Origin of the sequence: Pseudomonas fluorescens, assembly GCF_001623525.1 — a bacterium.
GTDB classification, from domain to species: Bacteria; Pseudomonadota; Gammaproteobacteria; order Pseudomonadales; family Pseudomonadaceae; genus Aquipseudomonas; species Aquipseudomonas fluorescens_Q.
In genome coordinates, this window is sequence record NZ_CP015225.1 from 2,103,815 (window position 1) to 2,127,275 (window position 23,461).

Annotated in this window: 16 protein-coding genes and 3 pseudogenes; 5 read left to right on the forward strand and 14 right to left on the reverse strand. The window is 58.1% G+C overall.

Annotated features, from left to right (window positions below):
- Window positions 1–2: 2 nt before the first annotated feature.
- The 8 genes and pseudogenes from TK06_RS33395 to TK06_RS08955 all read right to left on the reverse strand — a co-directional run.
- Window positions 3–1,355: pseudogene (locus TK06_RS33395) on the reverse strand (methyl-accepting chemotaxis protein); the annotation flags it as partial.
- A 33-nt stretch (window positions 1,356–1,388) separates the two neighbouring features.
- Window positions 1,389–2,393: pseudogene (locus TK06_RS33400) on the reverse strand (methyl-accepting chemotaxis protein); the annotation flags it as partial.
- Window positions 2,394–2,414: 21 nt separating this feature from the next.
- Window positions 2,415–4,544 (reverse strand): chemotaxis protein CheA, encoded by a 2,130-nt coding sequence (locus TK06_RS08930; protein WP_063321784.1) that lies wholly within the window; start codon window positions 4,542–4,544, stop codon window positions 2,415–2,417.
- Between the two features lie 16 nt (window positions 4,545–4,560).
- The gene (locus TK06_RS08935; protein ID WP_063321785.1) at window positions 4,561–4,878 is read right to left on the reverse strand and encodes an STAS domain-containing protein; all 318 of its coding nucleotides are present in this window, start codon (window positions 4,876–4,878) and stop codon (window positions 4,561–4,563) included.
- Between the two features lie 32 nt (window positions 4,879–4,910).
- Entirely contained in the window at window positions 4,911–5,279 is a 369-nt protein-coding gene (locus TK06_RS08940) for a response regulator (protein WP_013692986.1), read from the reverse strand.
- A gap of 11 nt (window positions 5,280–5,290) precedes the next feature.
- Window positions 5,291–5,899, reverse strand: a pseudogene (locus TK06_RS33405) (methyl-accepting chemotaxis protein); the annotation flags it as partial.
- 825 nt (window positions 5,900–6,724) lie between these two features.
- Window positions 6,725–7,966 (reverse strand): HD-GYP domain-containing protein, encoded by a 1,242-nt coding sequence (locus tag TK06_RS08950; protein ID WP_063321786.1) that lies wholly within the window; start codon window positions 7,964–7,966, stop codon window positions 6,725–6,727.
- A 356-nt stretch (window positions 7,967–8,322) separates the two neighbouring features.
- A complete protein-coding gene (locus TK06_RS08955; RefSeq protein ID WP_063321787.1) occupies window positions 8,323–9,435 on the reverse strand; it encodes a GNAT family N-acetyltransferase/peptidase C39 family protein in 1,113 nt (370 codons plus the stop codon).
- Between the two features lie 92 nt (window positions 9,436–9,527).
- On the opposite strand from TK06_RS08955, the gene TK06_RS08960 reads away from it, so the two are divergent.
- Together TK06_RS08960 and TK06_RS08965 are read left to right on the forward strand one after the other, a co-directional pair.
- Window positions 9,528–11,114, forward strand: coding sequence for a RimK family protein (locus TK06_RS08960; RefSeq protein ID WP_063321788.1), 1,587 nt, complete (start codon window positions 9,528–9,530; stop codon window positions 11,112–11,114).
- Between the two features lie 66 nt (window positions 11,115–11,180).
- Window positions 11,181–12,131, forward strand: coding sequence for a magnesium transporter CorA family protein (locus TK06_RS08965; RefSeq protein WP_063321789.1), 951 nt, complete (start codon window positions 11,181–11,183; stop codon window positions 12,129–12,131).
- A gap of 30 nt (window positions 12,132–12,161) precedes the next feature.
- On the opposite strand, the gene TK06_RS08970 is transcribed toward TK06_RS08965, so the two are convergent.
- Both TK06_RS08970 and TK06_RS08975 read right to left on the reverse strand, forming a co-directional pair.
- A complete protein-coding gene (locus TK06_RS08970; protein ID WP_063321790.1) occupies window positions 12,162–14,063 on the reverse strand; it encodes a potassium transporter Kup in 1,902 nt (633 codons plus the stop codon).
- Between the two features lie 301 nt (window positions 14,064–14,364).
- Window positions 14,365–16,356 carry a sigma-54 interaction domain-containing protein gene (locus TK06_RS08975; protein ID WP_063321791.1) on the reverse strand — a complete coding sequence of 664 codons (1,992 nt, stop codon included), beginning with the start codon at window positions 16,354–16,356 and terminating at the stop codon, window positions 14,365–14,367.
- Between the two features lie 194 nt (window positions 16,357–16,550).
- On the opposite strand from TK06_RS08975, the gene TK06_RS08980 reads away from it, so the two are divergent.
- From TK06_RS08980 to TK06_RS08990, 3 genes are all read left to right on the forward strand, one after another.
- Window positions 16,551–17,573 (forward strand): Gfo/Idh/MocA family oxidoreductase, encoded by a 1,023-nt coding sequence (locus tag TK06_RS08980; RefSeq protein WP_063321792.1) that lies wholly within the window; start codon window positions 16,551–16,553, stop codon window positions 17,571–17,573.
- Entirely contained in the window at window positions 17,570–18,361 is a 792-nt protein-coding gene (locus tag TK06_RS08985; protein ID WP_063321793.1) for a TIM barrel protein, read from the forward strand. Before TK06_RS08980 ends, TK06_RS08985 begins: the two co-directional genes overlap by 4 nt.
- Window positions 18,362–18,447: 86 nt before the next feature.
- Window positions 18,448–19,374 carry a sugar ABC transporter substrate-binding protein gene (locus TK06_RS08990; protein ID WP_063321794.1) on the forward strand — a complete coding sequence of 309 codons (927 nt, stop codon included), beginning with the start codon at window positions 18,448–18,450 and terminating at the stop codon, window positions 19,372–19,374.
- Between the two features lie 96 nt (window positions 19,375–19,470).
- On the opposite strand, the gene TK06_RS08995 is transcribed toward TK06_RS08990, so the two are convergent.
- From TK06_RS08995 to TK06_RS09010, 4 genes are all read right to left on the reverse strand, one after another.
- Entirely contained in the window at window positions 19,471–20,232 is a 762-nt protein-coding gene (locus TK06_RS08995; protein ID WP_063321795.1) for a glucose 1-dehydrogenase, read from the reverse strand.
- Between the two features lie 34 nt (window positions 20,233–20,266).
- Window positions 20,267–21,094 (reverse strand): DMT family transporter, encoded by an 828-nt coding sequence (locus TK06_RS09000; RefSeq protein WP_063321796.1) that lies wholly within the window; start codon window positions 21,092–21,094, stop codon window positions 20,267–20,269.
- A 68-nt stretch (window positions 21,095–21,162) separates the two neighbouring features.
- Window positions 21,163–22,068: a transcriptional regulator GcvA gene (gcvA, locus tag TK06_RS09005; protein ID WP_063321797.1), complete on the reverse strand. Its 906-nt coding sequence runs from the start codon at window positions 22,066–22,068 to the stop codon at window positions 21,163–21,165.
- Window positions 22,069–22,403: 335 nt separating this feature from the next.
- Window positions 22,404–23,369, reverse strand: a complete 966-nt coding sequence (locus TK06_RS09010) for a LysR family transcriptional regulator (RefSeq protein ID WP_063321798.1) — start codon at window positions 23,367–23,369, stop codon at window positions 22,404–22,406.
- Between the last annotated feature and the right edge of the window lie 92 nt (window positions 23,370–23,461).

Below are 23,461 nucleotides of genomic sequence, written 5' to 3' on the forward strand. Positions count from 1 at the left end.
TCTCAACTCCCGAAGCGAATGAAACCGCCTTCCTGGGCATGCTCACTGCTTTGCATGCCGCCCAGACTGGAGGAAGCGGCCCGTGGAACGGCGGAAACCGCAACCCGACCCTGCAAGGTGAAAAAGCCCATCAACTCTTGCAACTGCTCGGCCTGGCTACTCATTTCCTCGGCGGTAGCAGCCAGCTCTTCGGACGCCGAGGCGTTTTGTTGAGTGATCTGGCTCATCTGCGACATGGCGGTATTGATCTGCTCCGAGCCGATGGACTGCTCTTCGGATGCAGCGGCAATCTCCTGAACCAAATCAGAGGTCTTGGTAATCGAGGGCACGATTTCATCAAGCAGGTTGCCGGCCCGCTCAGCCAGGGCAACGCTGTTCTTGGCCACCTGGCCGATTTCCTGTGCCGCGACCTGGCTGCGTTCGGCGAGCTTGCGCACCTCAGCGGCGACAACCGCGAAGCCCTTGCCATGCTCGCCGGCACGGGCCGCTTCGATGGCCGCGTTGAGCGCCAGCAGGTTCGTCTGGTAGGCAATCGAATCAACGATGCCTATCTTCTCGGCGATGGTTTTCATGGCCGAGACGGTGTCCTTGACGGCCTGTCCACCTTCGCTTGCCTCCTTGCTCGCCTTGCCGGCCATGCCATCGGTCACTTTGGCATTCTCGGTGTTCTGGGAAATCGACGCCGACATCTGTTCCATCGACGCCGATGTCTCTTCAACCGACGCCGCCTGTACCGAAGCCGACTGGCTGATGCTTTGGGCCGTGGCGGAAATCTCTTCCGAGGCACTGGACAGCGAATCGGCGGAACTACGCACCTCGCCAATGATCTGCGAAAGCTTGCTCACCGTTTCATTGACCGCGTGCTTCAGGTCTTGCAGGCTGCCCTGGTAATCACCCTTGACGCTGCGGGTCAGGTCACCACCGGACAGGGCCACCATGACCTCCATCGCCTCGTTGAGAGGGGCAACGATAGAGTCCAGGGTGCTGTTGATCCCCGCCACGATGCGGCGGAAATCCCCTTGATGGCGAGTACTGTCCGCACGGGTATCGAGCCGACCGACTACCGCATTCTCGCTGAGCATCTGGGTGTCTTCGATCAGCGCCTGGACGTTGCGGCGCAGTTGCTCGATGTTGTCGTTGATAAAGGCTTTTTTGCCCGGGAACTGGGCCAGGGGTGCCGACAGGTCACCTTCTCCGAAGGAACGTATGCAAGCCATGGCCTGTTTCTTCACGCTGATGTGACCATTGACCATGTCGTTGATGCCCTGGGCAATCTGACGGTACGAGCCTTGGAATCGCTGTACGTCGATCTGCACATCAATGTCGCCTTTCTCGTGCTCGTCCGACATGTGATGCATCTCTTCGATCAACGCCGTGATGGTGCTGCGAAGATGCTCGATGGTGACGTTAATAAAGGCTTTCTTGCCGGGGAACGCTTGCAGGGACGCCTGCAGGTCGCCCTCACTGATCGACTTGATGCAGGCCATGGCTTGCTTCTTGACGCTGATATGCCCACTGACCATATCGTTGATGCCTTGGGCCATCAGTCCATAGCTGCCAGCAAAGCGTGCCGCATCGATCTGCACGTCGATGTCGCCTTTGTCGTGCTCTACGGACATGTGATTCATTTCGCTGATCAGTTGGTTCAAGGTCCCGCTCAGCCGGTCCATGGCGCCCATCAGCCCGGTACGTTCAGGGCCATTGTTGCCGCCCTGCACATCCAGTTGCCCGGCCACCAACCGCTCGGCCACCCGCCGGAGATCATCGGGCTCGCCACCCAATGTGTGGAGCAGCCGGCGTACCAGGAAGAAACCGAGCAAGCAGATAACCAGCAAGGTGGCGCCGCCGACCAACGCGATGCTGTAGATCGCCGTCTGTTCGGTCGATGCCGCGACCGCCGCATTCTTGCGCCCCAGGTCCAGGTTGTACTGACGGATATCGTTCAAGGCGGAAGTGACCTTTTCGCGCGTCACCTCCAGGTCGAGCAGCAGATTACGGGCTTCAGGGATGGCATTCTTGAGGGCATTATCGAAACGTTCCGTACCTCGGTTGTATTCATTGACCGTGCTGCGCAAGGCGCTGAGCAGCGTCGCATCATGATCATCGGAGACGAACTCTTTCTGGTAGCGATCCAGCGCCTGGAGCACCGTTTCCTTGTCGCTTTGCTGGGCACTACCGGCAGTTCCGGACAGACTCTGCCATTGCCGGCTGCGGCTGTCCGCCAGGGCCAGGGCCACGTGATCCAGCAACTGCAGGCTGGGCACTGTGTTGACTTGCGCATAGCTGGCCGTGCTCCTGACCCCGCCCATCAGGTAAAGACTGAGGCTGACCAGAATCAGGATGCCCAACAGGGCTGAGGCGACCAGCAGCGAGATATTTTTTTTGACGGTCATGATGCTGTACTCCAGGGAGAACTATTGAGTCAATTCAGGGCTGAGGGTCATACCGTGTTTCTGCCGGCTGGCGACTTGCCCGAGTAGTTTGGGAATATCCAGGATCAACGCTACTGCTCCGTTCCCCAGGATGGTGAAGCCGCCCAATCCATGGGCCGTACCGAAAATCTTGCCCAGCGGCTTGATCACCGTCTGGAACTCTCCCAGCAATTGATCGACGACCAGGCCCACCCGCATCCCCGCGTAATGCACGACCACGATGTTTTCACGGCCATGGTTAGGCTCGTCGATGGCAAACATCTCGCGCAGGCGCAGGACTGGAAGAACCGAGCCTCGCAAGTCCAGGAAGTCCTGACTGCTGCCGTCGTCGGTCGACAGCTCGATGCACTCCTCGACCAGGTCCAGCGGCACGACATAAGAGGCATTGCCTACCCCGATCAGAAAGCCATCGATGATGGCCAGGGTCAGCGGCAGGCGGATACGCACCGTGGTGCCTACGCCCTCTTCGCTTTCCAGATTGACCGAGCCGCGCAGGGCGACGATGTTCCGTTTGACGACATCCATCCCCACGCCGCGTCCGGACAGGTTGCTGACCTGGTCGGCAGTGGAGAAGCCTGGCTCGAAAATCAGATTGAGAATGTCGCCATCGGCCAGCGATTGCCCTTCGGCGACGAGACCGCGTTCCATCGCCTTGGCCAGGATGCGTTGCTTGTTCAGGCCACCACCGTCGTCGCTGACTTCAATGACGATGCTGTTGGCCTCGTGATAAGCGTTGAGGCGAACCGTGCCCTGCTCCGGCTTGCCACGGTCTCGGCGCAATTGGGAAGATTCGATGCCGTGGTCCATGGCGTTGCGCACCAGGTGGGTCAGGGGATCACCAATGCGTTCGACTACCGTTTTGTCCAGCTCGGTCTCGGCGCCGAGTACTTGCAAGGCGATGTCCTTGCCCAGTTCCTTGGAGACATCGCGCACCACCCGCTGGAAGCGGTTGAATGTGCCGCCGATCTGCACCATCCGCAGGGTCAGGGCGCAGTCGCGCACCTCCTCGACAAGACGCGAGAGCGAGCTGGTCGCTTCAATCAACTCGCCAATGCCGCTTTGGATGGCCCCCAGATTGGCGCCTGCGCCGGCGATGATCAGCTCGCCCACCAGGTTGATCAATTGATCCAGTTTTCCGGCATCGACCCGAATCAGATTACCTTCGGCCGGACGGGCCTCTTTTGCCCCCCGACTCTTGGTGACGTCCTCGCGGGCTGCCTGGTCTGGTGCCACGGGGGCAACCGCAATGGCTGTCGACTCGCCAGAAGAAGGACTGGCCAGCCAGGCCTCACGGGTGACGGAACCACAGGCGATGAAGGCCTCGACCATGGCATCGGGCTCGGCGTCGAGACGACCGATCAAAGCCCGCAAGCCGGTCAGGTCACCGTTGCACGGCAACACGCAGATCTGACTGCCCTCACGAACGAAGTCGAAGGCCCCTTCAATGGTGGCCTGGTCGGCGTCACTGACAAACCCCAGCTCAAATCCCAGGTAACACGTTTCCGGATCCATCGCCGAGATATCCGGCATGCCCTCGGTGATGCACACGACCGCGCTGATCTGGCCGAAACTGTTGAGGTAACGCAACAACGACAGCGGGTCCATACCGTTGCGCAAAACGTCGGGACACAGGCGAAGGGAGATATGCCAATGCATGATGCAAGTCGATTGCAGCGGTTCGAACGTTGCCAGGGACTGCACCGGTTCTGGACTGGGTTCCAGGTAGCGGTTGAGACGCTCGACCAATGCCGCTCCCAGTAGCTCGTGCTCTGCGGTCATGCCTTGCAGGTCACCGTGGCTGGCCAGCAATTCAATCAGCGTGCACAAGTGGTCCCGCACTTCCAGGAACAAGGCACTCAGCGATTCGTCCACCCGCAGTTCATGTCCACGGACCCGATCCAGCACGCTTTCTGCCACATGGGTAAAGGCAACGATCGGCGTGAAGCCAAACAGGCCGGCAGAACCTTTGATGGTATGGGCGACGCGAAACAGGGCGTTGATGGTGTCGACATCATCCGGCGCCTGTTCGATCTGCAGCAACGCCTCCTCCATCAGGAGCAAAAGCTCCTGGCTTTCAGCGATGAACGTTCGTAGCACGTCGTCCAGATTCATGGGTGAACTCATGGCTTCAACCTCTCTGCTGAAGGGCCGGAGCCGACTGATCGAAAAAGCTGTGTAACCCACTCATGTCCAGTGCATCAAGCACCGCCGTACTGTGGTTGCTCAGCAGCAGATTGGAACCATGGCGCAGCGACTCCTGCTTGATCAGCACCAACAACTGGAGCCCGGCGGTATCCATTTCGTCCACGCCGCCCAGATCCATTTCGACTTCCTGAGCCAACGGAAACAGCTCCAGCAACAGGTCTTTGCGTTCGGCTGCGGTGTAAATGGTCAGCGGCCCTTCGAGAACCAGAATCCGACGCAGACAAGCCGTGGTGTTTGTCATGACAACCTCCTTTCCAGGGACTCTGGGCGGTGCTACGGCATGATCAGTTTGGAGACGGCACCGAGCATCTGCGCCGGTTGGAAGGGCTTGACCATCCAAGCCTTGGCACCGACGGCCTGGCCCTGTTGCTTCATGGCCTCTCCGGTTTCGGTGGTCAGCATGATCACGGGCGTGAACTTGTAGGCCGGCAGTTGTTTAGCGGCCTTGATGAAGCTCAGGCCGTCCATGTTCGGCATGTTCACGTCACTTACAATCAGGTGGATCTTGCGTCCGTCGAGCTTGGTCAGGGCGTCACGACCGTCAACACCTTCGATGACCTCGTATCCGGCGCCCTTCAAGGTGATGCTCACCACTTGGCGAATGGAAGCAGAGTCATCGACAATCAGGATGGTTTTGCTCATGGGGAAACTCCCTAGAAAAAAGTGATCTCGGATGAAGTACTGCTCACCACAGGCTTACCGTGATGGATCGCATGCTGTTCAGGCATGGTGTAGGTGCTTGCCAATTGCTCAAGCCAGGCATCCGCGATGATCGGGGCCGGTGAGCCGCCGGCGAGCGCGAATTGCTGGCGTTCGACGATATGCCCGTGCAGCTTGCCAAGGTCGTTGTTGACCAGGGAAAGCATCTGGCCGACTCGATCCTGGAACTGCAGGGCGACCAGCACCCCCGATATCTCGGTGGCAACGTTTTCGCTCTGCTGCTGAAGACTGCTACTGGTATCGACGATGGCCTGGGCGTTGTGCCGGAAGTGCTCGATCACCTGGGACACCAGTTGCTCTGAATGAGCCAGGGTTTGCGAATCCTGCTGCGCCTGGTGCTGGGATAGCTCGACGGTGCGAGAGATGGCAGCGTTGACGGCATTGACCGTTTCGCTGATTTTCTGCCCCGTCCCCCCGGATAAACTGGACAGTTTGCGTACCTCATCCGCCACTACCGCGAAGCCGCGTCCGGCATCCCCTGCCCGCGCCGCTTCAATAGCGGCGTTGAGTGCCAACAGATTGGTCTGCTGGGCAATATCACCGACGAACTTGGCCATCTCCTGCAATTGAGAGGTGAAATCGGAAAGGAGCATTACCTCCTTGAGTTGCGACTCCTTGCGCAAAAGCGCATCGCGAAGGGCAACCATGATCGAGTCCAGGTCCCGCTGGCCGACTTCAAGAATTTCCAGCAACCGCGCGCCCGAACTCTGGTCCGCGCCGTGGGAAGCAGAAGCACTGATGTCCCCCGACAGCGTCGCGAAGCGGCTACTCAGCTTGAGGATCGACTCCTCGCTGAGGATGCGCGCTGCATCGATCTGGTGGCTCCAGATCGGCAGTACCTGCGCGCACACCTCGCCCAATCCTTCATCCGGCGAAGCGGTCAGCGGAACGTGAAGTGGCTGATCGTCGCCTTGCTCTGCGTGCTGCCGATTGCTCAATAAACGCAGGCTCCACACCCCCATCAGCAACGCGCCGAGCAAGACCAGTGCGCAACTGGCTGCATTGCGCAGACTGAAGTCCGTGCTGACCAGAATCGCGACACACCCGAGCACTCCCGTCAGTCCCGCGGGGAGCATCAAGATCAGGGGGGAAGAAATTGCCTGTCCTTTCACCTTCATCTCTCCAGTTCAGTGCGGATCCGACGGGACCCCGCGCAAGACATCCACCCTTGGGATGCCTGGTTTTGTTGACTTGGAGAGATAATGGCCAAGTGATGGCGGCGAAACTATCGGAGCATCCTGATTTACACCTAAGGATTGCGGTTGGTGCGGTAGGAGAATTCCTACCCGAAGGTGACAGCCCCCCAAAAAACGACAGCAAAAAAAACCAGCGACAAGCGCTGGTAAACAAACTCGGGCTCGCACGCGTCAGCCAAATCGCGACTCGCTGCCCTGCCCCGTGGCCACCCAGAGCGCTTCAAGACTCTTGAAGCCCCAGGTCTTCTCCGACTCAATGCTGACGATGCTGTCCTGCCCACAGGCCAGATCAATACATTCGGGAGGCAGCGGCACACGACTCGACGCCGAGTAGAAAACCTTCACCCTGGGCGTGAGCAAATAATCGGCGTGTTGCTCCATTACCACCGCCAACCTGCCACTTTGAAGGCGAACCAAAGCACCAACCGGATAGATACCAATGCATTTGACGAAGGCGTGAAACACTTTCTGATCGAAATGCCCGCTCCATCCCGCCATTTTTCGAATCGATTCGGCGGGACCCCAGCGATCCCGATAGGGACGGTCAGACGTCACGGCGTCATACACATCACAGACAGCGGCCATGCGCGCGAATAGACTGATCTGGGTGCCACATAACTTATGGGGATAGCCACTGCCGTCGACCTTCTCATGGTGATGCAGACAAACGTCCTGCACCCGGGAAGTGAAATACCTGCTATCCGCCAGCATCCTGGCACCCGCTTCAGGGTGCGTGCGCATCGTCATGTGTTCGGTGTCATTCAAGGGCAATGGTTTCGCCAGGATGGCCGTGGGTATCACCATCTTGCCCACGTCGTGCAGCAAGCCCGCCAGCCCGGCTTCTTGTACCAGCAGCGGCGGTAAATCCAACTGACGTGCCAAACCAATCATCAACCCACAGACGGCTACCGAATGCATGTAGGTATATTCATCGGCGGTCTTGAGGCGCACCAGGCTGAGCAGTGCATCAGGATGACGTAACAGCGAGTCGGAGATTTCACCCACCATGTCCGTGACTCGATCCAGTTGAACGATCCGTCCCATGCGCAAGTCGCCGAACATCTCCATGACAGCCGCCTTGGAACTGGAGCAAAGGTTGACCGCCCTCAACAACTCTTCGCTCATTGCCACCCTCGGACGAGGTCCGGGTACTTCGGTGCACGATCGGGTCGGCAAGCGAGGGGACTGCTGAGCCTGCACAGTGGTTTCAGCAGGCGCAGAGGCTTGTACGTCCACCCCCTTGGACAGGTCGATCCATGCACCATCAATGTCCGAGGCAATGACTTTCTCCAGCACCTCCTCATTCTGAATCAGGAAGCCTTTGCTCCAGAACGGACGCTCTACACAGGAACCGGACAGCTCCTGGACATACATTCCTACGCAAAGATCGGTCACACCGATATGTTTCAACACGATGCAGATCCTCCTCTGTCCGCAACCGCTCACCCTGAACTGCCCGAGGCGCGGTTGTCTTGGATTCGCACCAGGATGCCACCCCAGCCCTTGAATAATAGCTAGGTGCCACCCCATGAATAATCGGAGCAATCTTATTTAGGACTAGGGAATACAGAGGGTCGTGTAGGGATATTCCTACTATGCGTCACCCACTAAGAACGGAACGTATCAACCTTGGGCCCAAACCGACTCATTTTTGTTGTACAACCCGTACCACCTGCTGGTTCATCTTTGCTGGGAGCCTGCGTAAAAAAATCAAAGCCGCCCCTTCCCACCGCAACACTTCATTACCGAAACGGGGGTTGGGTATCGCTTCATACCTTGGGCATAGATTGGCGAGGGTAAATCGTCACGGAGGCGCGTAGCTTATTGCCGCCGAAAACACACATTTTATCGAACGCCTTGTGGCTGACGGGAAGATGCTGGCAATCAAGTACCTGACGGTGTTGACTATGATCAATGTCTGGATCATGCAGGTAGACGAAGTCCTCATCGTAATCAGTGACAATGACCCAGTGTGGGGCTTTTGAGCGCGTCAGTCGGTAGCTGCTGATCAACACCAGGGGTTGACCGCCCTCCTTCAGTGCGAGGGCCAGGTCCAGTTGGTTGCTGCTCACCTGCTCCACGTCACTCTGCGCCAGTTCACTGCAGAACGCTTCGTGTACCAGGCGCATTACTTCTTTTTTATGCTCGTCGCGCACGCCGTCGAGAAATAGCGGACCTGCGATACTCACCTGCAAGCGTACTCGAAACCCCCGGCGCCAGGCCGCGAGTGCCAACCCTTGGGGACTGCAACCACCGTGCCCTGAAGTCATGAACACCGTGGTGGCTTCACGCCAGATCTGCAGTTCGTCCCTACGCCCGATTAAACGATCGGGTTGCAATGCCTTCATGGCCATCAAGAGGCAAGCCGGACCGCAGGTAAACTCAGTGGTCTGTTGGTAGTAAGGTACCTGGAGCTCACGGTTTTCCCGATGCTGCACAACACGCTTTTCCAAGCGCAGCGCATGCAAATGGTCTTCGTAGTAGTCGTTTACCACAGCGAAGCGCCGGTACCCATTGCGCTCATAAAGACTGATGGCAACCGGGTTATCCGGTCGGACTTCCAGTCGCAGGTAGGCGCAGTCGTTCGCGCGTGCGCACTCTTCCGCCTGATCCAGTAGCTGTTTCCCCAAGCCCAGGCCACGACTATGGGTGGCAATGGCGATGGAGTACAGACGCGCCAGCGAGGTGCCCCGGTGGAACAAGACCAGACAGTAGCCCATCAATTGGCTCTCGGCCTGCGCGACGATCAGGCTGGCATGGGCTCGACCGATCATCCACTGGAAACTGCGCGGCGTGAGCCGGTCATGAGTAAAGCACTGGTTTTCCAATTCCAGCAGAGACTTCAGGTCATCGTGTGTCGCCTTGCGAAATACCAGATTCATATAGCCGCCGTAAAAGTTGCGTAACGAAACGAGACTTTTAAAAAGTCTCGTGCTTAATAGATAAGGACTTGTTCTCCAACGGACCTTCTCATATGTCAGCGGCACAGGGTGATTTGCGTGAAGTATCAGAGCAAAATCGGCTAGCGGCAATATCAAACTTTACTTATTTATCGAGTGCGCCCAGGCGGCAAAGCCAAGTCGTTATTATTGTTGAGCGAAAAGAAGACTGGGCCTCTTATTTTCCATCAGACGATGTGATGAGTGCCCAGGAATATCTCGAGCAACCCCTTGAAAGCGAGGCTGGCAAGCGTGTTCAGGTTATTAATCTGTGTCGGAGCTACAAGTACCTAGGACACGGGTATTACTGTTCATTGCTGGCAGAAGCACGCGGCCATAAAGTTATTCCGTCTGTACGGACCATCAGCGAGTTGACCCGAAAGTCACTGTACAGCCTTGCGCTGGATGACTTGGACAAGGCGCTGGACAAAGCACTGAACAACCACCTTTATAGTAATACCGAAGGATTCACGCTCACTCTTTACTTTGGTAAAACCAACCTTGAGCCCTTGCAGGAACTGGCCCGGCAAATTTTCGAAATATTCCCATGTCCGATCCTCTTGGTGGAGTTCCGTAAAAGCAATAGTTGGCACATTGAGGGAATAAAGCCTGGCGTCTTGCAAAAGCTACGCGAAGACCAAGAGGATCAATTTGCCAACTCGCTGGACAGTTTCAGCCGCAAGATCTGGCGAGTACCGCGGTCACCCCGCATGGCCCGTTACGACCTGGCCATATTGCATGACCCACAAGAATCGCTGCCGCCTTCCAATGCCAAGGCACTGGAAAACTTTATCAGGGTGGGCAAAGGTCTGGGCATTGATGTCGATCTGATCGAAAAGAAAGACTACTCACGAATAGCCGAATATGACGCCCTGCTGATTCGCGAAACCACCAGCGTGGATAACCACACCTATCGCTTCGCCAAGAAGGCGGAAAGCGAAGGCCTGGTGGTGATGGACGATCCCGCTTCAATCCTGCGCTGTACCAACAAGGTGTACCTGACTGATCTGCTCAAAAGCCATCAATTGGGTATGCCGGCAACCGAGATTCTCTACAAGGAGCGACCGGAAGACTTCGAGCGAGTCGGTGAACGCCTGGGTTTTCCATTAGTGCTGAAGATTCCCGATGGTTGTTTTTCCCGCGGCGTAATCAAGGTCGAAAGCCAACAGGCGCTGCTGGATGCCACCTCTGAGCTCTTTGAGCACTCGGTATTGCTACTGGCTCAGGAGTTCTTCTACACCGAGTACGATTGGCGCATCGGCGTACTCAACCGCAAACCGATTTTCGCCTGCCAGTACTTCATGTCCAAAGGTCACTGGCAAATCTACAACCACAAGGCCAAGGGCCAGGACATTAATGGGGAATGCCGCACCTTGGCGGTTCACGAAGCACCGCGGGCGGTGGTGGAGCTGGCGGTGAAGACCGCGAATCTCATTGGCGATGGTTTGTACGGGGTCGACCTGAAACAGTCGGGGGATAAGGTGGTGGTCATCGAGGTTAACGACAACCCGAACATGGACGCGGGCATCGAAGACGCATACTTGCAGGACGACCTGTATTCCTTGGTTCTGGAAGAGTTCATTCGCCGCCTTGAGCTGAAACGTCGCGGTCAGGCCTGGTGAATACTTGATCTGCTACACGACCTGCAAGACACTGACTTCCCCCGTCAACAACGCCATAGGTCAGACGTGATCAAGAGTTTCCTGCTCGCCAAAGGGGCGCTGGTACCGGTTGAACAGCTCAATGCTGATGTGATGTTGTTCAGTAATCCCGATGCGGCAGAACGGGATCTGTTGCGCAGCGAGTTCAAACTGGACGATCACGCGCTGGCTTCGGCACTGGATCCGGACGAAGTCTCACGCATCGAATTCCATCCGGATAACCTGTTCTTGATCTGGAAGCGTCCGGAAAGTTACTCGGGCGGAAATAGCCTGGCCTTTGAGGTCTCGTCGTTCGGCTTGCTCTTCTCTAGAACACGCTTGCTGATAATCGCGACTGACGACTCCCAGTTGAGTGGATTGGGGCAGCGGCACCCCTTGCACACAACGCAAGATGTGCTGCTGGATATACTGTTCAACAACCTCCACCACTATCTGGGCCACCTCAAGGTCATCAAGATGGTGGCTCGCGAGCTGCAGCAGAAGTTCAACGCCTCGATGGAGAATCGACATCTGGTCCAGATGTTTAACCTCAGCGAAAGCCTGATCTACTACATCAATGCGATTCACAGCAATGGCGCTGTCCTGACTCGGCTGCGCAACCATGCGGAAAAAGAGCACTTCAGCGCCGAGGCGATTGCGCTTATCGACGATTTGATCATTGAAAATACCCAGTGCAACAAACAGGCGGAAATCTACTCCAGGGTGTTTGCCGGCTTGATCGACGCACGCGGCAATTTGATGAACAACACCATGAACAACCTGTTACGCAAACTGACGCTGATCAATGTGGTTTTCCTGCCTCTCAACCTGATCGCCAGCATTGGTGGCATGTCCGAGTTCAGCATGATGACCTCAGCCGTTCCCTGGTGGGTTGCCTATCCGCTTTTTCTCACTGGAATGGTAGTAGCCGGGGGCCTGATGGTTATCGCGCTCAAGCGTCTGACGCGTGGTTCATCCAGCATAAATGGCCCGCATTGAACGAGCCCCTCTGGGTACTCGATGACTCGTCTACATCTCGACCTGTGTGCCCAGTTCTATCACCCGGTTCAACGGCAACTTGAAGTACTTCAGGTTGCTATTGGCGTTCTTCAGCAAAAATGCGAACAGGGTTTCTCGCCAACGGGCCATTCCGATGCGCTTGGTCGGGATCACCGTCTCCCGGCTGAGGAAATAGGTGGTACGCATCGGACTGAAGTCCAGTTCAGCCAAGTGACAGAGACTCAAGGCCAAGGGGACATCGGGCTCCTCGATAAAGCCAAAGTGCAGACTGACCCGGAAGAACCCTTCTCCATAGGCTTCAATCTCAAACCGTCGGTCAGCACTCACACGAGGGCTGTCTTCAGACACCACCGTGAGCAATACCACTTGCTCATGCAAAACCTGGTTATGCAGCAGGTTGTGCAGCAGTGCATGAGGAACAGCATCTGTCCTGGCCGTAAGAAACACTGCCGTACCTTGCACCCTATGGGGAGGCTGCGTCCGGATGCTGCCGATGAATAGCGGTAGAGGAAGTGCGGTTTCATCCAGCCGCTCAACAATAATCTTTCTGCCCCGCTTCCAGGTCGTCATCAAAATGAACAGGCTGATGCCGGCAATCACCGGGAACGCCCCACCCTGAAAAATTTTGGGTGCATTGGCCGCGAAATACAGACCGTCTACCAGCAAGAATCCGAGCAGCATTGGGACCGCCAGCCAGCGCGGCGTTTTCCACAGGAGCAGGACGACTGCCGAGGACAAGACTGTCGTGATCAACATGGTCCCCGTCACAGCGACGCCATAAGCTGCGGCCAGGGCACTGGACGACTCGAAACCAATCACCAACAGCACGACACCCACCATCAACGCCCAGTTAACCGTACCGATATAGATCTGTCCCTGTTCCTGGCTGGAGGTATGCTGGATAAACATGCGTGGGACGTAACCCAACTGGATGGCTTGGCGAGTCAGGGAAAAAGCTCCGGAGATCACGGCTTGAGAGGCGATGATGGTGGCTAGTGTGGAGAGCGCGACCATCGGTAAAAGTGCCCATTCAGGCGCCAGTAAATAGAACGGGTTGCGCACGGTCTCCGGGTTACCCAGGATCAGGGCGCCTTGGCCAAAATAATTGAGCACCAAGCCGGGCAACACGAGAATGAACCAGGCGCGAGCAATGGGCTTGCGGCCAAAGTGGCCCATGTCGGCATACAGTGCTTCAGCACCGGTCAATGCCAACACCACGGCGCCCAGAATGGCCACGCCAATCCCCGGATGCACCACAAAAAATTGCACCGCCCATGCAGGATTGAGCGCCTGCAGAACTTCCGGTCGTTGCAGGATGCCGTAAATGCCGAGCGCACCCAGCACCATGAACCACAGCACCATGACCGGGCCGAACAGGATGCCGATACGCGCCGTGCCATGTTTTTGGATCAGGAACAGCGCTACCAGGATGACCACGGACAGCGGAACGACCCACTGTTCGATTCCATCGAACGCAAGCTGCAGCCCTTCGACCGCCGAGAGCACCGAGATGGCCGGGGTGATCATGCTGTCCCCGTAAAACAGTGCCGCGCCGAACAGCCCGAGCAATACCAGGACCCTGCTCATTTTGGGAAACGGTGCCGCAGCCCGACGTGCCAATGCGGTCAAGGCCATGATGCCCCCCTCGCCCTGGTTGTTGGCGCGAAGGATGAACAGCACGTACTTGATCGAGACGACCCAGATCAGTGACCAGAAGATCAACGACAGAATACCCAGTACACCGTCCTGGTTGGCCTGGACGCCGTAGTGACCGGCGAACACTTCTTTGAGTGTGTAAAGCGGGCTGGTGCCAATGTCCCCATAAACCACGCCCACCGCGGCGACGAGCAAGCCCACTCCTGATGTTTTGGTATGGGAGTCTTCATGGGCGGGAATCGCTGCTTCGCTCAAGGGCTACGTCTCTAAAATTACGGGGGGAAGTGTATGCCATCCTTGAGCAATACGATTTGCCAAAGCCATTGGAAATGCAAGGCGCTCGGACGATCTGAAAATCGCGGCCAGTATCATTCCAGGCCATAACACCTACCGTAAAGAAACCGTAAAAATTTACATTCCCCGTTGGTCTGTCATCGTCAGGACTGCGCGTTAACGCTTCCCCATTACGGACAGTTACGCGTTATCGCGCACGCTCTATACCCGCGGCCCAGCGAGGGATCGTGGCAATTTTCAGAGCATTTACGACAGCATCCCGCTAAGAACGGAACGCATCAACCTTGAGCCCAAACCGACTCATCTTGTTGTACAACCCGCCACGCGATACATTCAGTCGTTGAGCAGCCAGGCGGATGTTTCCGCGCGTATCTTTGAGGGCGGCGATAATGGCATTCATCTCATGGGTGCCCAGGTCCGGCGCCATCCGCGGCCCAGGGGCACTTCCCCATGTCGATGGGCGCCCTCGCTGCCTGATTTCCAAGGCAAGATCGCTCGGCTCGATCAGTTCAGTCATCGCCAGGTTGGTCGCCCGCTCAATGACGTTCTCCAGCTCACGGACATTGCCTGGCCAGTGATAGGCGCCAAGCATGTCCAGCGCCGCGGGCGAAAGGTCCTGCATCGACTTGCGTAGCGACCGGGCACATCGCGCGAGAAAATGCCGCGCGAGCAACGGTACATCTTCGCGGCGCATCCGCAGTGGCGGCACCGTCAGGTTCAGCACGTTGAGCCGGTAGTAAAGGTCCTCACGAAAGGCGCCTTCGGCCACGGCCTGGCTCAGGTTGCGATGGGTGGCAGCGATGATGCGCACGTTGACCCGCAGCGATTTTTTCGCCCCCACCCGTGTCACCTCGCCTTCCTGCAGGACACGTAATAGGCTGACCTGCGCATCAAAGGACATGTCACCGATTTCATCGAGGAAGATCGTCCCACCATCGGCCAATTCGAACTTGCCTGCCGACCCACCACGCGCCGCTCCGGTGAAAGCACCTTCGACATGTCCAAACAGTTCGCTCTGCACCAGTTCACGGGGAATGGCGCCGCAATTAACCGCCACAAAAGGCCCGCCACAACGGTCACTGGCATTATGGATGGCCTGGGCGAACAGCTCCTTGCCAGTGCCGCTCTCACCGAGGATCAGCGTGGTCGAATCACTGCGACTGGCAACCCGCGCCAGGTGCAGTGCATCCTCAATCGCCTGTGAACGGCCGAGGATGGTTTCGAAGGTGTAGCTGGCCTGGGTGCCAATGATCCGCCGGGTGATTTCGCGGATGCGTCGGTTCTCGCGCAACGACACAATCCGCCCGCCTTGCTCCAGCGGGCAGACCGACACCAGGCAGGCCAGATGGCTGCGGTCGGGCAATTCAAAGGTGCAGTCCAGGTCGCGCACGCCATCCCCGCCCGCGAGCAGGACTGCATCGGTCAATTCGCTCTGGCCCAGGCTCTTGAATGGACTGCCGAGCAGGTCACGGCCGACGCGAAACAACTGTCGCGCGTAATGGTTGAGGGCCTTGATGCGGCCCTGCTCATCCAAAACCACCAAGCCCTCGTTGAGCACCTCAAGGACTGTCTGTTGTTCTTCCAGCAAGGCTTGCAGCGCCATCTGCCTGGAGACCGCCTCGGCCGCAGCCTGGACGGTGCCCAGCGTATGGAAATGAAACCAGCCGGGCTCTGCCGTCAAGGTCAACATACCCAGCGTCCGACCTTGGGCATCGCGGATTGGCGCGGCGGCGCAATGCATCCGGCGCTGGCGCAGGCCAAACCCGAAGTTCTCCTCGGCCAGCACATACACCAAACGGTCTTCGACAATAGCCAGCCCGGTGCAATTGGTGCCCTGTACCGACTCCAGCAATCGACTGCCTATGGGTGTGAGGTCCAGGCCACAGAAATACAAAGTCGTGCCTTCGGCATCGGTCAGGTTGATATGGCCCCTGGGGTTATAGGCGAGCAAACCGCGCATGACTTGCGCCGCAGCAGCGATCAGCACCCGGTTGGCTGCCAGTGTCTCGGTCAGGTCGGCAGGCGCGACAAAACGGTACTCGCCGTCTTCTGGGTCGAGGCCGGCATGGACGCTGCGCAACCAGGATTCCCAAATCACCCGGCGGATCCCGGCAGGCCGTTCGATAGCCCCCTGCAAACACGCGCGCCAAGCCTCATCCAGCGCAGTGCCTGGCCCTTGGTTCAACGACGCGGGGCCCAGCGTGGTGAGGTAGTCACGGTCTTCGGCGCTCAATGCTGCAGGTTGCTGGTTCATTATTCGGCCACATGTTCATATTTTCGACATGTCAGTATAGACATGTCATTTAAATGAACATTATTTTGAATAAAACCAAATAAATTCCCTTTAATATCAATCAGTTAATTGTTGGCACAGCGCTTGCTCCCTGCTTGCACAGACGAGGACATTCTTACCGCCGAGTCGCTAAAACAATAAAGGGAGTCATGTTCATGAGCACATCCAAGACCCTTCGCCTTGGCCTCATCGGCGCCGGCCGCATGGGCAGTTTTCACGGCCTGACCGCCGCCCGGCACATCCCCGGCGCCTGCCTCGCCGCCATCGCCGACCCTACGCCCGGCCAAGCCGCACGCTTGGCGGCAGAACTGGACGTGCAGAAGGTCTATACCGACCCACAGCAATTACTCGATGACCCGGACATCGACGCCGTGCTGATCGCCGCCCCGGCACGCAGCCATGCCGAGTTGGTGATCAGTGCGGCCCGGGCCGGCAAAGGCGTGTTCTGTGAAAAACCGATGGCCATCACCCTCGACGAGGCCGACCGCGCCATCGCCGCCGCTGCCGATGCTCGGGTGACGCTACAAGTCGGCTTCAACCGCCGCTTCGCCAGAAGCTTCCGCACCGCCCACCTGGACGTGGTCGCCGGCCGGATCGGTACGCCACAACTGCTGCGCTCGTTGACCCGCGACCCAGCGCTGAACAACCCGGCTGCGTCACCACAATGGGTGATCTTCCTGGAAACCCTGATCCATGACTTCGACACCCTGCGCTACCTGAATCCGGGCGCCGAGGCGGTTGAGGTTTTTGTGATGGCCGATGCCCTGATCGCACCGGCCTACAAGGCCAAAGGGTTTCTCGACACTGCGGTGGTCACCATCCGTTTCGACAATGGCGCCATCGCCACGGCCGAGGCCAATTTCCAGGCCGTGTATGGCTACGATGTCCGCGGCGAAGTGTTCGGCAGCGCTGGCATGCTGACCATGGGCAACGTCAACGACTCTGACTTGCTGCGGTACCTGGCCAATGGGGTCCAGGCCGACACCCAGCGCATGGACACCGACCTGCTGCGGGATGCCTATGTGGCCGAGCTCAACCACTTCGCCAACTGCGTGCGCAGTGGAGAAAAACCCTTGGCCAGCGGTGAAGACGCGCGGGCGGCACTGGCCATTGCCCGTGCCTGTATCGAATCCTTCCAACAGGGCAAGGCGGTGCGCGTGCAAGGAGCACGGTCATGAGTTTCATCCCGTTCAAACTGGCGATCAGCGCCGAAATGGTCTTCCTCGACCTGCCCTTCATCGAGCGTGTCAAACGCATTCATGCCCTGGGCTTCAGCGTCGAGATATGGAACTGGACGACCAAAGACATCCAAGCCCTCGTAGCGAGCGGCGCGGACTTCACCTCCATGACCGGCTACATCTCAGGTAGCCTGACCGATCCCGAGGGCATCCAGCAACTGCTCGACAGCGCCCAGGAATCCTTGGCGGTCGCCGCTCAATTGGGGTGCCCGAGCCTGAACCTGCATGGCACCGGCCTGGGTGACCAGGGATTACCGGTCAAACCCGTTGCCCAGACCACCGGCCGCATGTGGTTAAGCGCCTGCAAGACGCTGGAAAAAATTGCCCGCCTGGGCGAAGACGCAGGCCGGGTGTTCCTACTGGAAAACCTCAACACCGAAGTCGACCACCCGGGCACGCCGTTCGCCCGCGCTGACGATACCCTGGCGCTGATCGAAGCCGTGGGCAGCCCACACCTGAAGATGAACCTGGACCTCTATCACGCACAGATCGGCGAAGGAAACCTGATCGAACTGATCCAGCGCGCCGGCAACGCCATCGGCGAAATCCAGGTCGCCGATGTGCCGGGACGCATGGAGCCCGGCACCGGTGAAATCCACTATCCCGCCATTGCCAGGGCCTTGTTCGGCATGGGATACAGCGGTGTCGTCGGCCTCGAAGGCTGGGCCAGCGGTGACAGCGAGGTCGCGCTTGAACGGTTCAGACAGGCCTTCTCGCTTGATGGATGAGGCCTGCGCCGGGCTGCATTAGAAACGCGTGGCAGATTTTCATCACTTGATGACGTTCAACCCATAACAACAAAAGGAATACCATCATGCGTCGTTGCACACTGCTTTTCGCCACCCTGCTATTGCTCTTCAGCCAATGGGCCGCCGCCGACTATCGCATCGGCGTCAGCATCGCCAGGGTCGACGACAACTTCATGACCTACGTGCGTAACGGCCTGGCCGAGGCCGCGAAAAAGGAAAACGTGCAGATTCAGTTCGAGGACGCCCAAGGCGACGTGGTGCGCCAACTCAACCAGGTCCAGGGTTTTATCAACCAGAAAGTGGATGCGGTCATTGTCCTGCCGGTGGACACCTCTGCCACGGCCAATATCACCCGCGCCGCGGTCGAAGCGAAGACGCCGCTGGTCTACGTCAACCGTCACCCGGACGAACGCACCTTGCCCAAGGGCGTCGTCACGGTGGCGTCCAATGACATCGAGGCCGGACATCTGCAGATGCGCTACCTGGCCGAAAAGCTCGGCGGCAAGGGCAACCTCGCGATCATCATGGGCGACCTGGCGCAAAACGCCACCCACGACCGCACCGAAGGCGTCAAACAGGTGCTCAAGGACTATCCCGGCATCAAGATCGTCGAGCAGCAAAGTGCCGAGTGGCAGCGCAACAAAGGGATGGACCTGACCAGTAACTGGTTGCTGGCGGGCAGTCGGTTCGACGCCATCGTCGCCAACAACGACGAGATGGCCATCGGTGCGGCCATGGCCTTGCAGCAGGCCGGCAAAACCAAGGGCGAGGTCGCCATCGTCGGGATCGACGGCTTGCCCGATGGCCTCGCGGCGATCAAGCGCGGGATGCTGGTCGCCTCGGTGTTCCAGGATCCCAAGGCCCAGGCGACCAGCGCGGTACAGGCAGCGCTCAAGATGATCAAGGGAGAACCGGTGGAAACGGACGTCTGGGTGCCCTTTCAGTTGATCAAGCCTGAGCAGTTGGCGGTGTTTGAGCAACATTACAAGTAGCGACAGGCCCCTCATTTCGCCGCGATCCCGGCCAGGGATCAGCGGCGACTTGCAAGCCCAAATCCTATTCTTTGCAGGACGACCTCGCTAACCGGTCTACTTCCCTCCGGTCACATCCAGGAAGGTGCCCGTCACAAACGAAGCCTGCGGCCCCGCCAACCAGAGAATGGCCCGCGCCACCTCCTCCGGCTGGCCGCCACGCCCCATCGGGATCGTCTCCTTCACCCGGTCGACTCTACCCGGCTCTCCGCCACTGGCATGCATCTGGGTGTAGATATGCCCGGGGCGAACACAGTTGACCCGAATCCCCTCCCGAGCCACTTCCTTGGCATAACCGGTCGTGAACGTTTCAACCGCCCCCTTGGACGCTGCGTAGTCCACGTATTCATTCGGGCTACCGAGGCGGGCTGACGCCGAAGAGATATTGATGACGGCACCGCCACGCCCGCCATAACGGTAGGCCATGCGCCGGGTCGCGTGTTGCGCGCAGAGCATCGGGCCCAAGGTGTTGACCGCAAAGATTCGCTGCATGCGCTCGAAGCCAAGATCTTCCAAGCGAGATTGGCGTGCCAATATCGAAGCGTTGTTGACCAGCACATCGATTCGTCCGAAGCGCAGGTCAAGGGTGGCGAAGAGTTCGGCGACCTGGGCTGGGTCGGCGTTATCGGCACGCACCGCCAAGGCACGGCTCCCTTTGGCCTCGACTTGCGCTGCCACCGCCAATGCCGACGCCTCATCGGCGATGTAGGTCAGCACGACGTCGTAACCTTGCTCAGCGGCCAGCAGGGCGGTCGCCGCCCCGATCCCGCGCCCGCCTCCGGTGATCAGGATCACGGGTTTTTGCGAACGGTCATTCATGGTCAATCCTCACAGCCAAATGAAAAAAGTGGCGTCAACCGACAACCAGCGTACCGAGCGCAATAACGGCGCAGGCCAGCAGCTTGCGCAAGGTCAATGCTTCGCCAAGAAAGGCGTACCCGATCAAAGCGGCGAACATGACACTGGTTTCCCGCAGGGCGGACACCGCTCCCATCGGGGCATGGGCCATGGCATAGATCACGACGCCGTAGGCCAGCAATGAAACCAACCCGCCAGCGAAGGCTGCGGCGATACCTGGCCGCCAGGCAAAGAGGCTTCTGGCATCTCGCAGTCCGATATAAACCAGGGGCATCATCACGCCCCACAACAGGCACATCCAGGCGGTGTAGGCCATTGGCGCCCCGGAGAGGCGAACGCCTATGCCATCGACGACGCTGTAAGCGGCAATGAAAAAACCGGTGCCCAGTGCGTAGGGCAAGTCAGGTAACGCCCGCCGGCGCCCGGTATAAGCCAGCAAGAGGATTCCGGTCGACACCAACGCAATACCTAGCAGTCCACTCGGCACCACGCGCTCGCCCGCGAACAGCGAAGCGGCCAGGACGATCAGGATCGGGGATACACCGCGGGCGATTGGATAGGTCTGGCCCAGGTCGCCGGACTTGTAACTGCGCACCAGGAACAGGTTGTAACCCACGTGCAATACAGCGGAGAGTCCGACGCAGAACCAGCTGGCACGGGCGGGCGGCGCCAGCAGCGCCGCCACGATGACGCTCGCCAAGGCTATCGCCACGCACATGATGGTCATGGACCACAAACGGTCGGTGCCCCCGCGCAGCATGGCATTCCAGCTGGCATGCAGCAGCGCGGCGAACAAGACGAGGCAGATGATGTGTAAAGGCATGCATCATCCTAGACCGATCGAGTAGCGCCAAAAAAGCAAAGTCTCTTCATCCCGGCATGAAGAAAACCTCATGCATAAGCGTGCTGCGCGTCCAGGGCCTGGGTAACCAGCCAACGACGAAAGTGGGTGATATGAGGCTGGGTCTCGATCCCCTTGGGGCATACGAAGTAATACGCCAGGGGCGATGCACACGGCAGTTCGAAAAGCCTTTCAAGACGGCCGTCATTGAGTTCGGCTTCGACATGCCCGCTGCGTGCCAGCGCGATCCCTTGTCCCAGGAGCGCCGCCTCGATGGTCATATTGGTATCTGCGTAGCGAATGCTCTCCTTCAAGCTCGTGACCTCGACGCCCACCTGGGCAAACCACTGCTCCCATTTCGGCACCAACGCTGCGCCATCGCGCGTAAGCAGCGGATAGCGCAACAATTCGGCAGCCGTTTGAGGCGTACCAAAGCGTGCAAGCAACGTCGGGCTGGCGACTGGGAAAATCTGCTCGCGGAACAGGAATTCTGAAAACAGCGAAGGGAAATGCCCGTTGCCCAGGCGGATAGCCACGTCCGGGTCTGTCGTCGAGAAGTTAATGGGGCTATCGGTACTGTCCAGGGTAAGCAGAATTTCCGGATGCGCTTTCGCCAAATCAGGCAGCCTGGGCAGCAACCACTTCAAGGCGAAAGAATAGGTCGTGCTCACGCTCAGCCGCTGTCGCCCGTTCTGCTCGCGCAGATCGGCCAAGGTGGCCTCGAGCTTCATGAAGAATTCCCGCACGATGGGCGCAAGCGCTGCGCCTGCCGAGGTCAGGTGCTGCGAGTTACCGCGATGAAACAGTTGCAATCCCCAGAGCTGTTCCAAATGCTTGAGCTGGTGGCTCACTGCGCTCTGTGTGACATGCAACTCCTCTGCTGCCGCGGTGAATGTGGCGTGCCGGGTAGCGGCTTCAAAGGCGCGCAGGCTCGAAGAAGGAGGGAGGTTTCGCATGATGGGCCCTTCTATGAGTAAACGCTCATGCTAGCGCCTTTGCATCGCTCGTTGTAGGCACACTGTTCGTCGAGCGCTTAGTTAAGTTCTCGACGGTTTCTTCTTCAAGCTTTCGGGGATGTCAGCGCATAGACCGTCCATGAACAGGTCCATCAGTCTGGGAGAGCCGACTTCTCCGTGCCTTGACTGGCAACAATCAGCTGTAGACTCAATCGGTCGACGCAACAGAGGCCGAATAGAACGGCGTTAGTACTGCTGTAAATGCTGGGCCTTTACGCTTGGTCAATCGTTGTTGTTCGTAACCGGTGCTCGTTAGTGTTTAACGCGAAAAACATTCATACCGGGACTTTTAAGTCCACGCCCAATGCCAGAGCAAATGCCTTGACCAGGGGGCTGCGCACTATGTTATGGCGCAGTATCAGACTGAACGGCGTGACGATGTTGAACAGGTCCGGGCGCACCGCGCGAAACTCGCCCCGCGCGACCATCGGCGCGGCGTAATGCTGGGGCAGGAAGCCCAGGAAACACCCTGTTTTGATCAGCAGTGCAACGGCCTCCACCTGGGTTGCCGAGGCGGAAAAGCTGTCGTAGTGGGCAAATTTCAATTTGTCGCGATGAATCGCGTAGCGATGGTTGATGCACTCGTAATCCTTGAGCACATTTTCCCCCAAGTCCGCGTCCGCCATGGAGAACAGCGGGTGGCCGAGCGCGCAATAAACCTCCGAGCGCTCTTCGTATAACGCGTAGTAATCGAACTCTTCGCGCTTTTGATAAATCGGCACAATTCCCGCCACCAATCGCCCCTCGACGACACCTCTTTCAACCTCATCAAGTTGCGTGGCCTGAAGTTGAAACCTGACCTTGGGCGACTGTTCATTTATATGCTTAAGCGCGGCAACTAACGGCGAATTGGAATCAGAGATCGTATTATCAATAACTCCCACGCCAAGATCGCCGACAAGTTCATTTTGTGCGGAACTAAGACGATCGCGGAAATTGTCAACCGAGGCAAATAAATCTATTGACGCCTGATATACCAGACGCCCTTCTTCTGTCAGGTGAAACCCCTCTCGCCCCCGCGTGCAAAGGCGCATGCCGATACGGATTTCCAGATCGGAAATCTGTTTGCTAATGGCTGCCAACCCTACATTCAGCTCATTTTGCGCAGCACTGAAGCCTCCTGCCTCGACCACGGCCTTAAACACCTTGAGCAGTTTGAAGTCCAGCCCACTCAGGGCTAACGGTGCCCGTTGCAGCGGTTTCGGCGGCGGGTTTCCGGAATTGGAAAGTGGGGTTTCCATAATGCTTATTTACCTCTGGTGCCCTATCCAACAGTCTGTGTCCAACAACAAAAAATATAGCTGGCCTAATAATAATGAACACAGAAAACCAG